The sequence below is a fragment of the Mucilaginibacter sp. HD30 genome, from assembly GCF_054061755.1.
Window position 1 is genome coordinate 1,982,999 of sequence record NZ_JBSSEO010000001.1, and the last position, 13,436, is coordinate 1,996,434.

Genomic DNA, 13,436 nt, shown 5'->3' on the forward strand with positions numbered 1-13,436 from the left:
ACATGTACCATCCTTTTTCGGTCGCAGAAACTACAAAAACTGCATGGGTAATTTTTAAGAAAAACTTTGTAACCATAATTGTTTATTCGGTTATATCATTTTTGTTATTATCAATACTTGCCATTATCACTGAATATGTAATTGCGCCAGAAGCTTACTGGAGTAAAATGGCAGTCTCATTTTTGATGGTTTTTGTACAAGCTTATACGACGCTTGGTCTTTATAAACTCTTATTTACCCTTATCGACAGTGAGTATCACGAGTTTGAATTTTCGCAGGTGCTCCCAGCCTTTAAAATGATAATAAGTTACTTAGGTGTAGTTTTTTTAATTGCCTTTGCTATAACTACTTTCAAATTTTTAACGTTTGGACTGGAGGACTATCCTAATATTAAAGAATTTTTGGAAGACATAGTAGTTGTAGCAGGGTTATATCTTTCGCTTCGTTTAATGTTTTTCATAACTTTTATTGTCGACGACCATTCAGGAGTGTTTGAGTCACTTAATCAAAGCTATTTGCTTACAAGCGGATATTTTTTTAAAGTACTTACGATGTTGATTATTATTTTATTACTTATAGCCCTTCCCGTTAAAATTGCCCAATATTATCCAATTTCATCGCTTGCTGTTATTTTTACCTACCCATTTGTTAATACAATTTTGGCCGTAACTTATCGAAAGCTAATTTATAGTCATAAAGATATTGATGATAACTTTGCAGAAACAGATTAAGCAATGGGTTTAAAAGCTGTTTTAAGCAAGCTATTTGCCGCGTGGGTTAACCGCGACATCAATAAAATACGCGTAAATGCGGTGGCGCTTCAACATACAACTTTTCGCAAAATAATTGAGCAAGCCCGGCAAACCGCCTTTGGATTAGATCATCATTTTGATGAGATTAAAACCTACGACGATTTTAAAAGGCTGGTGCCTGTTCGCGATTATGAAGAACTTACTCCTTACATTAAACGGGTTGTTGATGGGAAAGAGAATGTGCTTTGGCCGGGTAAACCTGCTTATCTTACCAAAACATCCGGCACAACATCGGGGGTAAAATACATTCCTATAAGCAAGGAAAGTATGCCGGAACATATAAAGGCCGCACGCAATGCATTGCTTAGCTACATTCACGAAACCGGCAAATCTGACTTTGTTGATGGTAAGATGATATTCCTGCAAGGTAGCCCTGAATTGGCCGAAAAGGCTGGTATTCCAACCGGGAGGCTATCAGGTATTGTAGCGCACCACGTTCCCGCCTATCTCCAAAAAAACCGCCTGCCAAGCCACGAGGTTAATTGCATTGATGATTGGGAACAAAAGGTAGATGCGATAGTACAGGAAACGCTTAACGAAGATATGCGCCTTATATCCGGCATACCTCCATGGTGCCAGATGTATTTCGACCGCCTTTCGGCTGCCTCTGGTGGTAAAAAAATAAAGGATATCTTCCCTAACTTTAAGCTGTACGTTTACGGCGGTGTAAATTTTGAACCCTACCGCGCCCGTATTCAGGAAAGTATTGGATTTGCCATTGATACGATAGAAACGTATCCAGCCTCAGAAGGCTTTATCGCCTTTCAGGATTCGCAAAAAGAAAAAGGATTGTTGCTGTTGGCAGACTCCGGCATTTTTTATGAATTTATTCCTTCTGATGAATATTTTAACGACAACCCTACCCGCATTAGTTTGGAAGATGTTGAATTAGATAAAAACTACGCGCTGATAATGAATACAAATGCCGGCTTGTGGGGCTACAGCATAGGCGATACGGTAAAGTTTGTTTCTAAAAATCCCTATAAAATAATAGTAAGCGGGCGCATAAAGCATTATATATCAGCCTTTGGCGAACATGTTATTGGCGAAGAGGTAGAACATGCTTTAATGAGCGTTGCCAACGAAGAAAGAATTGACATAGTTGAATTCACGGTAGCGCCGCAGGTAAATCCCGGCGAAGGACAACTGCCCTATCATGAATGGTTCGTTGAATTTGGATCTGAACCACGCAATATGGCGGCGTTTGCTGTAAAGGTTGATAAAGCGCTTCAAGCAAAAAATATTTATTATTTTGACCTTATTGATGGCAATATTTTGCAACCTTTGATAATAAAAAACCTAAAAAAAGATGCTTTTATTAACTTTATGCGATCGCAGGGAAAACTTGGGGGTCAGAATAAAGTGCCGCGTTTATCTAACGACAGAAAGATAGCCGACGGTTTACAAGCGTATATTAAATAAAGATTTAAACTGAGCTATTACGGGTCCCTCGTGATAACACATTGATAAAACAAATTGAACGAACCCAAAAATATCGCCATCCTCGGTTCAACCGGCAGCATAGGTACGCAGGCGCTTGAGGTAATAAGCGAAAATCCATTATTATTTAAAGCGTTTTTATTAACCGCTAACAATAATGCTTATTTACTGATACAACAGGCTTTACAGTTTGATCCGGAATATGTAGCGATATGTGATGACGCTAAATTTGCAGAGGTTAAGCGGGCACTTTCCCACACATCAATTAAGGTACTTGCTGGTATAAACGCAATAATTGATGCTGTTACCCATTCCGAAATCGACATCGTTTTAACCGCCATGGTTGGCTTTGCCGGTTTGCAACCTACAATTGCGGCTATTAAGGCTGGTAAGACTATCGCGTTAGCTAATAAAGAAACTTTGGTGGTTGCAGGGGAATTAATAACTGATCTGGCCAAAAAACACGAAGTTAAGATATTACCCGTTGATTCGGAGCACTCAGCCATTTACCAGTGTTTGGTTGGCGAGGATAGCCGCTCGATAGAAAAACTTATACTTACGGCTTCGGGTGGCCCGTTCAGGGGTAAAGACGCGGCTTTTTTAGCTAATGTTACCCGCGAGCATGCCCTTAAACATCCCAATTGGGTAATGGGTGCCAAGATCACCATTGATTCGGCTACGCTGATGAATAAAGGGTTGGAAGTTATAGAGGCCAAATGGCTTTTTGATATTGCCAATGACCAAATAGAGGTAATTGTGCACCCGCAATCCATCATCCATTCAATGGTGCAGTTTAAAGACGGTTCTATAAAAGCGCAAATGGGTTTGCCGGATATGAAGCTACCCATTCAGTATGCGCTGGCTTATCCTGAACGGTTGCAGAACGCCTATAAACGATTTGATTTTACGGCATATCCTAATCTGAGTTTTGAAGCTGCCGATACAAAAACTTTCAGAAATCTTGCTCTCGCCTTTGATGCGCTTGATAAAGGCGGCAATATGCCTTGCATTATTAACGCGGCTAACGAGATTGCAGTGGCAGGTTTTTTAACTGATAAAATAAGCTTTTTACAAATAAGCGATATTATTGATGATTGCATGAAACATATCAGCTATATCGGCAGTCCAACACTTGATGACTATTTGAATACTGACAAAGAAACACGCATATTTGCGCAAAATATAATACAGCATAAAACCGTTAAAGGTGCTGCAATTTGATATAAATAATATATGGGTATAGTAATAATGGTTGGCCAGTTAATACTGGGGCTGTCGATTTTGGTGATACTGCACGAGCTGGGCCACTTTTTAGCTGCAAGGGCTTTTGGAATTAGGGTAGAAAAATTCTATTTGTTTTTTGATGCCTGGAATTTCAGCCTGTTTAAATTTACTTATAAGGATGTTGAATACGGTATAGGCTGGTTGCCTTTGGGCGGATATGTTAAAATTGCCGGTATGATAGATGAATCTATGGATACCGAGCAAATGGCAGGCCCGCCTCAGCCTTGGGAGTTCCGTTCAAAACCGGCCTGGCAGCGCCTTATTGTTATGTTGGGTGGTATAATTGTTAACGTGGTATTAGGGATTTTTATATTCTGGATGCTAACTGCTAAAGTGGGCGAAACCTATATTCCTAACAGCAGCGTTACAAATGGCATTGCGCCCGGCATTATTGGCACTAAAATGGGCCTTAAAGCGGGCGATAAAATTATAGCAGTTAATGGCAAACCGGTAGAGCGTTTTCAGGAGCTGATCAGCTCAAAAGTTTTGCTTGATCATAGCGTTTTAACTGTAGAGCGTGAGGGTAAAACATTCGAACTTAAAGTGCCTTCTAATATTATAGGAGAACTTGCAGATTATGGTATTGAGCAGTTCATCAGGCCGCGTACAACGTTCACGGTTGATTCTGTTACGCCAAACAGCGGAGCTGCTAAAGCAGGCTTGCTAAAAGGTGATAGTATAATTGCTGTAAACAATGTATCTGTTAAATTTTATGATGAGCTGCAAACTAACTTAAAGCAAAACCAAGGCAAGGTGGTTGACCTTACCGTTTTCCGCGCTGATTCTGCGAGGCATTTGACTGCTCAAATCAGCCCAGAGGGCACTATCGGCTTTTTTGCTGATTTCAATTTACCGGCAGATGTTACTGTAAAATACGGCTTTGTTGGTTCGTTACCTGTAGGCGCCTCAAAAGCCTGGGGCACTTTTACTGATAATATTAAGGGCCTGTCAAAAGTATTTACCGGTGATGTTAAATTTAACAAGGCCGTTGTTGGCCCTGTGGGCATTGCCAATATGTTTGGTACTACGTTAGATTGGCTTCACTTCTGGAGCCTGGTAGGCTTCCTTTCTATGGTGCTTGCCTTTACCAATTTGCTGCCTATACCGGCATTAGATGGTGGGCATGCAGTGTTCCTGATAATTGAAATGATAAAGGGCAAACCGCTAAGTGATAAGTTTTTAGAGCGTGCCCAAATTGTTGGATTTGTGTTATTGATATCGTTGATGGTATTTGTGTTTGGCAATGATATTATCAAACAGGTAATGAAAAAGTAAGGCAAACTATTTGCATAATATAAACAAGACAGGCCTTCCGATTTTCGGAAGGCCTGTCTTGTTTATATTATGTATTAATCCTTATTCAGGATCAACAGCTTCGTCGAGTCCATTTCTTATGGGCTCACGTTTAAATATTGCTGCAAATATAACAGCTAACACAAAAAGGAAAATAATAGCAATTAGCTGGCTTTGGATAGTACTGCCAATAGTTGGATTTTTTTGCTTTTCAAACTGCTGATTTATTTCTTCGACTTTCTTATCAATGGCTTCCTGCTCTTGGCCACTTTTTTCAAGCATGGCAGATGTTGAGTTGACCATAGCTGTTTGCATATTTTCAACCATATTAGGCTCAACCACCTTGGCAAAGATCAAGTCTCTGCCAATAAATGATAAAATGTTTGCAACAAAAAACATAATGAAAATGCCTGTTACCGCTTGTTTAAAATTCCAGAAACCACCAATTTCCTTCCTAAGTGCAATTGAAAAAAATATTGCAACAACCAACGGAATAACTAATGAAATTAACATAGGGCCGAAAAGGATGAGCCACATATTCTCTGTCATCCCCGTCATAAAGTAATAACTTAATATTCCTAACACGAGCAAAATAACGCCCAATACAAGTCCTTTTTCAAGCCCTTTCTTTTTTATCACTTGATTTAAATTCTGTTCCATAACATTTTATTTTAAGGTTTATAAAAACGACTGTAATATAGCAAATACCGACATATCAAATTCTTTTTCAACGGCATTGTCTGCTATGTTTTTCTTTTCGGGTTCGTCTGCTTCCGGGTTTTGGAAGAAGCACATCATCGGGTAAAAAATCTCTTTAAGTTCAGAATCTTCAGGCAATTTTTCGGCGACCTTCGTTATCTCGTTTACCGGGCTTTCCATTAGTATCTGGTTGGCTATTACCGGTTCGTATATTCTGTACTCGTCTTGAAACTCATCTTCATCAACCAGTAAAAATTCTTTCAGATAGTCTTCCAACTCCGGTTCTATATCTTCGTCGGCACATTCATTAAGGTAAAGCAGCAGATTAAGCAGCTCTGTGCCTCTGTCAAGCGTATCTTCTTCTATGGCCTCCCATTCCTTACTATCAAGGTAATCCTCTTCCAGCTTTTTAACGTCGGCGCTAAAAAAGTTGATCATCAGCAAGTCAAACAATATTTCCCGCAATCCTTCCAGCTTAGGGTTATCGTTAACTGTTTTGTCAAGTGCATCAACCTTGGTTAAAAAGTCCATTTCTAAAGAAAAAACCTCTTCTAAATGCGTAGTCAATTTTCCTGCATCGGTGTTTGCATATTTAGCGAATGCCTGCATGGCAGCGTTAATTGCCGAATTAACTTTGGGATCTATCATTACCTTATAATTTATCAGATACGAACACTTGATTATTGTTACAGGTAAGCAACACGCTACCTTTTAAATTTTGACCTAAATAAGGTGAGTTAGATGAAGTGGAAAGGTTGTTATCTCTGTTATAGTGCCATTCAGCATTTTTGTCAACTACAAGCAGGTTTGCAGGTAAGCCTTCTGCTATAACCGGAACCGCAACACTCAGGATGTTCCTTGGGTTGACTGACATTTTCTGCACTATAGTTTCAAGTGATAACCCCGCTTTTAAAGCAAGAGAAAAAGCTGTTTGCAGGCCTATCATACCATATTCTGCTACCTCAAACTCAACATCCTTAAATTCGATCTCGTGTGGTGTATGTTGACTAACTATGGCATCAATAGTACCATCATTTAAGCCCTTTATAAGCGCCTTTACATCAGCAGCCGTACGTAGTGGTGGTTTTACCTTATAAAGGCTGTCAAAGCCCATTAAAGCCTGATCAGTGAGCACAAGGTGATGGGCAGCAACATCACAAGTTACTTTTATGCCTCTTTTTTTCGCCTCTTTTATAAGATCAACAGAGCGGGACGTGGTGATAGTACTGAAATGTATTTTTGAATCGGTGTATTCTGCCAGGTAAAGATCGCGCGCCACTATAAGTTCCTCCGCCAGCGAAGGAATGCCTTTCATACCCAGTAAGGTGCTTACTTCGCCTTCATTAACTTTAGCCTTACCTGCTATGGCAGGGTCTTCAGGATAGGAGAAAACAAGTGCATCAAAACCTTTAGTATACAGTAATGCACGTTCCATAAGTCCCGCGTCACTTACAGGTCGGGTACCGTCTGTAAATGCTTTAGCTCCGCTCAGGTACATATCATACATTTCGGCAAGGTCCTTCCCTTCCCTTTTGTGCGAGATCGTTCCAAGCGGATAAACGTCAACCAAGTTATTTTTGGCGCGGTTAAGTAAATATTCTACTTCTGCTTTTGAATGTACAGGCGGCTGTGTATTAGGCATTAACGCAATCCCCGTGAATCCGCCTGCTGCTGCTGCTTTAGTACCTGATTGCAAGGTTTCCTTTGACTCAAGACCAAGTTCGCCTATATTACAGTTTAGATCGAAAAAGCCGGGTATTATATACTTTCCATTTGCATCAAAAACAGTCTCTTCGGCAATTATTTCTTTGGCTATTGCCGTAATTTTTCCTTGTTTAATTAAAATATCAGCAACTTGTTGATTAAAGGGAGAGTTAGGATCAACAACTGTAGCGGACTTGATAAGCAAATTCATTTGCGCTGTTTATGGGTGGACTGGTGTCGGTTCTTCGTCCCTTAAAAGTACCCGCTGATATGTTTTATAAAACTTTATCAGCAGTATTTCGATAGCCAGAAAAACCAATGCCAAAATTATACAAAGTTTCCATAATTGCGTACCAAAATTTGATGTACCTATCACATCTTTTAATGATGCCTTTGTGGTTTGTATAACTCCCCGCGCTTCGGGCACAATGTCATTCAATTCGCTCGTTGTGTAGTAGCTCATATCAGACTCGGCCCTGTTATCATTAAAGGCCATAACAGCAACCGTACTGTCTTGCTTTTTCAAATCATATAAACCTGTTTCCTGCAATTGGTCTGATACATACAGCAGCGTGCTTCCCTCCTGTTGTCTTACTTCAGGTATAATGCTTTTGCCTGCTTTTGTTAGTTTTAGTAATTGCTTTTCTGATGATTGTATCGGCATGGTCTCTATTACATCATCATGCCCCATACTGTAAAATAAAGGTTGTTCACGCCCGCTCAATAAAGCTATCCTGAACATTATAGGCACAAACAAAGCATGACGCGGCAGATTACTAAAATCCTCAGCTAACGGCACGGCAGATACATAAACTTTCCCTGCCCCGCTATTGTATCCGGCCCAGAAAGAATAACCGTTCTGCAACTGCATCAGGCTTTCGCTTTGCATTTTTACAGCCGAATTAAGGTGATAATATTTTTTAACCAAAGGCAGATCCGGATTTCTCGGGAAAGCCTCGAAGATGTCTTTAAAAACAGGGTTTTGTAAATTTAGCGATGTTACCTTAACATTCTCTGTTGCAATTTGATCCGGATAAGCCGCACCTAAGTTTTGCAGAAAAGATCGGTTATTAACTAAGTCGGCATCTGTAGCCGGAAATACAACCAGCGTACCGCCCTTTTTAACATAGGTAGTTAGTTGCTGGGCCAAACCGGGCGAAACTAAGCGAACATCACTTAAAGCTATAAGCGGATAAGTACCCAGTGAAGCATAATCCACGTTACCATCGGAAACTCGACTAACTGCAAAAAAGGGATCTGATGCAAAAACAGCTTTTAGAAATGGGTTTGGAACGCCGCCATCAATTAATAATACCGGCATTTTTTCTTTTACATTGAAGCTGAGAAAAAAGCGATTGTCAAATGTAACAGGGTTATCCTGCATACTTATTTCGCCGCGTTGCCAGCCGGCGGTTAATCCCGAAAAATTTAATGTATCAATCTGTGATGAATGAGCCGGGATAGTAAAACCACCTAAAGCTTTTTGCTCACCGTTTATACTTAACCTAAGCGGTATTTTGGTTGATGCCTGGTTAGCATAATTGTGCAGTTTGACAATCATTTTCTCGGTTTCGCCGGGGCGATGAATAGCGCTCAGCAGCCAAACTGAATCAACGGCAACATTTGCCGGCGCGCTGGCCTTTAGCTGAACCAGGCTTATATGTAAGCTTGTATCACTTTTTAAAGGCTTGCCCGCTGTTATATTCTTTTGAAAATCAGACAAGATATAAACAGACCGTTCGGCTTCCGGCTGCATATCCAGCAAGCTTTGTTGTCTGTAGATAATCTGCTGCAGGTTATGGTTACGCGGACTGATCTTTACTGCATCGGCTTCGTCAAAAAATTCAGCACGGGTTAACAAGCGTTGATGGCGGCCCTCAAAATCCTGGGTTAGCAGTTGAAAACGATCATTATTCGTATATGCAGCGGCAATCTCTTTAGCCCTGCGTTTGGCCTCATCCAATAATGAACCTTCCCGATTGAGGTTTTGCATGGAATAAGAGTTATCAATAAAGATACTCACTAACTGCCTCGGGCCGGCAATCTCGGCATGTTTGCCGGGCAGGTAAGGGCGGGCAAATGCCATCACCAAAAAAAACAAGGCTAATAGTCGCGAAGCTAAAATAAGGCGTTCCTTTACATTTCTCCGCGACGATTGCTGCTCCTGTATATTCTTTAGGAATTGCACATTACTAAAGTAAACCTTCTGATACCTGCGAAAATTGAACAGGTGCACAATTACAGGTATAGCAAGCGACAATAAAGCGAATAAAAAAGCTGGATATAAAAAATGCACAGGCTTAATGGGTTTATACAAATATGCAAAAAAGCCATTAGCATCAAAATATTTTAACCAATTGTAAAGAGAATATCACCAACGCAAAATTAAAGAAACAAAGAAACAGAAACGCTGGTTCTATCTGTATGGAATGGCATATAGGATGTTCTGGATTTCATTATAAACACTGGAAAGAAAGATTCTATCCGGAAGGGTTGCCTCAAAAAAAATGGTTCGAATATTATTGCCAACACTTTAAAACCCTGGAACTGAATGTTACATTTTATCGTTTTCCAAGATTATCATTTCTTCAAAACTGGCATTCTAACAGTCCGGATGATTTTAGATTTGCTGTGAAAGCCCCGCGTGCCATAACGCACTACCGAAAGTTCATTAATACAGTGGATTTTATCAGTAGCTTTTACGATACCATCAACAACGGCTTGCAAGAAAAATTAGGGCCTGTACTTTTTCAATTGCCACCCAATTTTCAGTTTGATGAGGAGAAACTTGATCGTGTTATTAATAGCCTCGACCCATCATTTAACAATGTTTTTGAACCGCGGCACGTTAGCTGGTGGAACGAGAAAGTCTATAACAGTCTTGCACAAAAGAATATCACCTTTTGCGGTATGAGCTATCCTGGCTTGCCCGACGAGGTGATTCAAAACGCATCATCAACGTACTATCGTTTTCATGGTGTACCCCAACTTTATAGTTCACCTTATAGTGAAGAGTCTTTAAAAAAAGTTATTAATGCAATACATAAACCTACCAGGGAAGGTTGGTTTTATTTCAACAATGATGTTAATGCCGTTGCACCACGCAACGCCGAAGAAATGATGGTACTGTTACCTCAATAAGTTACCTGCGGCGCCGTTTCTTTTTAGTAGCTTTCTCCTTCGTGCTTTCCTTTTTCTTGGGTGCCGCCTGCACAACTTTTTCTTCTTTAAGTGTCGAATCTTTTACCAGCGTTTTTATATCAAACTCGTTCCCGCTTAAACTGTATTGCAGTTTAAACTTCCCACCGGTTGGTTTTGCCTCGCTGCCACTGCCTTTATACGAAGGGAACTCCCGTATCAGTTTACCATCCTGTATATAAAAATTATCTTTCCCTCTGTAATTCGTCTTAGAGCTTTTAAGTCTCGGAAAATCAATTTTACGTGCATTGTTATTGTTAAACTCAAAGGCGTAAATATTTACGTATTTAGTGGTATCGGTGCTTTTGGCCTCGATCAATATTTCGGGGTTGCCATCTGCGTCCATATCTGTATTATAAACATCCATAATGCTGCCATCGAGATCGCCCGTTGTAGTGTTATATTTTCTGCCTGATGAATCGGAGTGTAGAATAATGAACGATCCGGTGTCTGTAGCGCCACGGCCCCAACTCAACACGTCATAATATTGGCCCGGGGATACTTCCATAAGTTTATGAAAGCGAAACGGCGCCTGTATAGCTGGTGCCATAGCCGTTGGCGCTTTAACTACCGGTTTTTCGTTGCCGCTGCAACCGGCAATAATTGCACAAAGCACCGGAACGTAAAGAATTGCGAATTTTCTCATATATATTTAATAAAAAAGTGATTCGGGCGATAACTCACCCTTAGGTTTACCGGGGATGGTCATAAATACACGTAAACTCCCCGGTATGCGTACGTCAATATATTTTATAGTAATTTTATGAAACCCTTTCAGGAGCGGTACGGCCCCACTCTTCTCTATTGCCGAATGGCGCCCATCGTTATCTACTACCGGAAGATCATCAATAAAAAGCATCGATCCATCATCAGACAGGGTTGAAAAACCGTAAACACCATCTTCCTCAACCCGTAAATAGCCATTATAAATTACGCCGAAAGACGAGGCTATTTTACGAAATGGCAATGTATTAAAACTCCTAATCACTTGCAACGTATCAAATGGTGCGGTAGAGAGGTTTAACTGACGCACATTGGTAAAGTCGTTACCGGGAAATAACTGATATAAAAAGCCCGGGCCTGTTTGCCGTGTATTCAACCGGCGGTAGTGGGGTTTTGTTATAAATTACTGTTTTTGCAGCGATGCTGCGTTTTCCGGCAGGTGTTATTACAACTGTTTGTAGTTCGCGATACTGACTTGGGGGAATACTGAAGCTAAGTGGAGCTGTATATTCAAGATCAGTTTCATTTGGGGTATAACCATCAATGGTATAATACACTTTTGCCCCTTTTACCGATGGTTTTAACAGGGCATTAAGTTGGCTGCCAAACATTATTGTATCCTTCGCGCCTATTGCTGTTGGGACGCGATAGTTATAGTTGTTCTTTTCCAAAACAGCCAGGTGCTGCGGTATCCTCACCTCCATAAAATCAGCAAAACTTTTATTAGCCAACGGTGTCCAAGCAATTTCTGAGAGTGCCATAAATCTCGGTAATAGCATATACTCCACTTTATTAGGTGTTGCTATATACTCGTTCCATAAATTTGCTTGTACGCCAATTATATACTTTTGCTGATCAGGAGTAAGCTGCATTGGTATTGGATTGTAACTATACGTTTTTAATATAGGTGCATTGCCTCCGATACCAACAGGTTCGGTATTCAAATTTGTTCCTTGGGTATGATCAAGATAAAGTGCCTGGTTGCTTGGCGCCATAATAACATCGTGCTTTTGTTGTGCAGCTGCTATACCACCAGCTTCGCCGCGCCAGCTCATTACTGTTGCATTTGGTGCAATACCGCCGTCTAATATCTCATCCCAACCAATAACAACGCGACCTTTTGAGTTAACAAACTCCTCCATCCTGCGGATAAAATAGCTTTGCAGCCCCTTTTCATCTTTCAACTTTAACCGTTTTATTAGTTGCTGCGAAAAAGTATTAGCTTTCCAATCGTCCTTAGCCACCTCATCGCCGCCTATGTGGATGTACTTTCCCGGGAACAGCGCCATGAGCTCCGTTAATATATCCTGCAAAAAAGTGAAAGTAGCCTCCGTTGGGCAAAAAACATCGTGCCTTTCACTCCAAGTACCTGATACCGTGTAGGTGTCGGGCGCATTACAGCCAAATTCAGGATATGCGGTAAGTGCAGCCTTCGAGTGACCAGGCATATCAATCTCCGGAATAATATTAATGTACTTTGCAGCCGCATAGCGTACTACATCGCGAATTTCATCCTGTGTATAAAAACCGCCATAAGGGGTACTATCAAATTGTTGCGGCTGACGGTCGTGGTAATTTCCAATAAGCGTTTCGGCACGTCTGCTGGCTATGTCAGTTAACTTGGGGTACTTTTTTATCTCAACCCTCCACCCCTGATCATCACTAAGATGCCAATGGAAATTATTTAGCTTATACATTGCCATTAGATCAATGTATTTCTTTACAGTTTCAACCGAGAAAAAGTGTCGGGAAACATCCAGCATAAAACCACGGTACTTGAAACGCGGAAAGTCTTCTATTTGTGCACAAGGAATGTTAATAGCGGCAGCATGTTCAAATGGTATAAGTTGTATTAGCGTTTGTATACCATAAAATAAACCTGCTCCTTTACCAACTACGGTAATGTTTTGAGGTGTTATAGTTAGTCGATAACCGTCTGCTGCCAGGTTTTCAGAACCTACGCTGGTTAAGACAACACTGTTATTGCTGCTTTGTGCTGAAGTTTGTTTTGGCTGAATGCGTAGAGCAGCTTTATTCTGTAGGTAATCTACCAAGAATAAAACGGCTTTGTTATCAGTGCTATCTGCCAGCAAAGTGGTTTCGCGACTTAGCACAAAACTGCCCACGTTTTTTTTGACGGAAACAGGTGCCGGTATTATACCCATGTTCGGGTCAGTGTCTTGCGCTTTTAAAGTAGCAGTAAAAAAAACGAACAATGCGCCAAGAAATAACCGGGCTCTTTTATACATAAACGGGTCCATCAAATAATTGAGTTGGTGAATT

General features: G+C 40.7%; 12 protein-coding genes. 5 read left to right on the forward strand and 7 right to left on the reverse strand.

Translation table 11 applies throughout. The annotated features are described in order from the left end of the window. The first annotated feature begins 2 nt into the window (after window positions 1-2). The 4 genes from ACVW2L_RS09625 to rseP are packed head-to-tail and all read left to right on the forward strand — an operon-like array spanning window position 3 to window position 4,811. Window positions 3-731 carry a hypothetical protein gene (locus tag ACVW2L_RS09625; RefSeq protein WP_457127746.1) on the forward strand — a complete coding sequence of 243 codons (729 nt, stop codon included), beginning with the start codon at window positions 3-5 and terminating at the stop codon, window positions 729-731. Between the two features lie 3 nt (window positions 732-734). Beyond that, complete coding sequence (locus ACVW2L_RS09630; protein WP_457127747.1) at window positions 735-2,234, forward strand: GH3 auxin-responsive promoter family protein; 1,500 nt, start codon at window positions 735-737, stop codon at window positions 2,232-2,234. Window positions 2,235-2,288: 54 nt separating this feature from the next. After that, on the forward strand, window positions 2,289-3,473 hold the full coding sequence (locus ACVW2L_RS09635; RefSeq protein ID WP_457127748.1) for a 1-deoxy-D-xylulose-5-phosphate reductoisomerase: 1,185 nt from the start codon (window positions 2,289-2,291) through the stop codon (window positions 3,471-3,473). Between the two features lie 12 nt (window positions 3,474-3,485). After that, window positions 3,486-4,811, forward strand: a complete 1,326-nt coding sequence (gene rseP, locus ACVW2L_RS09640; RefSeq protein WP_457127749.1) for an RIP metalloprotease RseP — start codon at window positions 3,486-3,488, stop codon at window positions 4,809-4,811. An 81-nt stretch (window positions 4,812-4,892) separates the two neighbouring features. Here rseP and ACVW2L_RS09645 read toward each other — a convergent pair whose 3' ends face one another. Genes ACVW2L_RS09645 through ACVW2L_RS09660 form a run of 4 tightly spaced genes read right to left on the reverse strand, consistent with a single transcriptional unit; the run spans window position 4,893 to window position 9,528 of the window. Next, entirely contained in the window at window positions 4,893-5,489 is a 597-nt protein-coding gene (locus ACVW2L_RS09645; protein ID WP_457127750.1) for a DUF4199 domain-containing protein, read from the reverse strand. A gap of 18 nt (window positions 5,490-5,507) precedes the next feature. Then, on the reverse strand, window positions 5,508-6,176 hold the full coding sequence (locus tag ACVW2L_RS09650) for a hypothetical protein (protein ID WP_457127751.1): 669 nt from the start codon (window positions 6,174-6,176) through the stop codon (window positions 5,508-5,510). A 4-nt stretch (window positions 6,177-6,180) separates the two neighbouring features. Then, complete coding sequence (locus ACVW2L_RS09655; RefSeq protein ID WP_457127752.1) at window positions 6,181-7,443, reverse strand: dihydroorotase; 1,263 nt, start codon at window positions 7,441-7,443, stop codon at window positions 6,181-6,183. Window positions 7,444-7,452: 9 nt separating this feature from the next. Continuing rightward, window positions 7,453-9,528, reverse strand: a complete 2,076-nt coding sequence (locus ACVW2L_RS09660; protein WP_457127753.1) for a BatA domain-containing protein — start codon at window positions 9,526-9,528, stop codon at window positions 7,453-7,455. 128 nt (window positions 9,529-9,656) lie between these two features. On the opposite strand from ACVW2L_RS09660, the gene ACVW2L_RS09665 reads away from it, so the two are divergent. Continuing rightward, entirely contained in the window at window positions 9,657-10,373 is a 717-nt protein-coding gene (locus tag ACVW2L_RS09665; protein ID WP_457127754.1) for a DUF72 domain-containing protein, read from the forward strand. A gap of 1 nt (window position 10,374) precedes the next feature. Here ACVW2L_RS09665 and ACVW2L_RS09670 read toward each other — a convergent pair whose 3' ends face one another. From ACVW2L_RS09670 to ACVW2L_RS09680, 3 genes are read right to left on the reverse strand one after another with little or no spacing between them, the layout of a single operon-like run. Then, complete coding sequence (locus ACVW2L_RS09670) at window positions 10,375-11,076, reverse strand: PliI family lysozyme inhibitor of I-type lysozyme (RefSeq protein WP_457127755.1); 702 nt, start codon at window positions 11,074-11,076, stop codon at window positions 10,375-10,377. 6 nt (window positions 11,077-11,082) lie between these two features. Beyond that, a complete protein-coding gene (locus tag ACVW2L_RS09675; RefSeq protein WP_457127756.1) occupies window positions 11,083-11,529 on the reverse strand; it encodes a PA14 domain-containing protein in 447 nt (148 codons plus the stop codon). Next, window positions 11,477-13,402, reverse strand: a complete 1,926-nt coding sequence (locus ACVW2L_RS09680) for a beta-N-acetylhexosaminidase (RefSeq protein WP_457127757.1) — start codon at window positions 13,400-13,402, stop codon at window positions 11,477-11,479. Before ACVW2L_RS09680 ends, ACVW2L_RS09675 begins: the two co-directional genes overlap by 53 nt. Window positions 13,403-13,436: the final 34 nt, after the last annotated feature.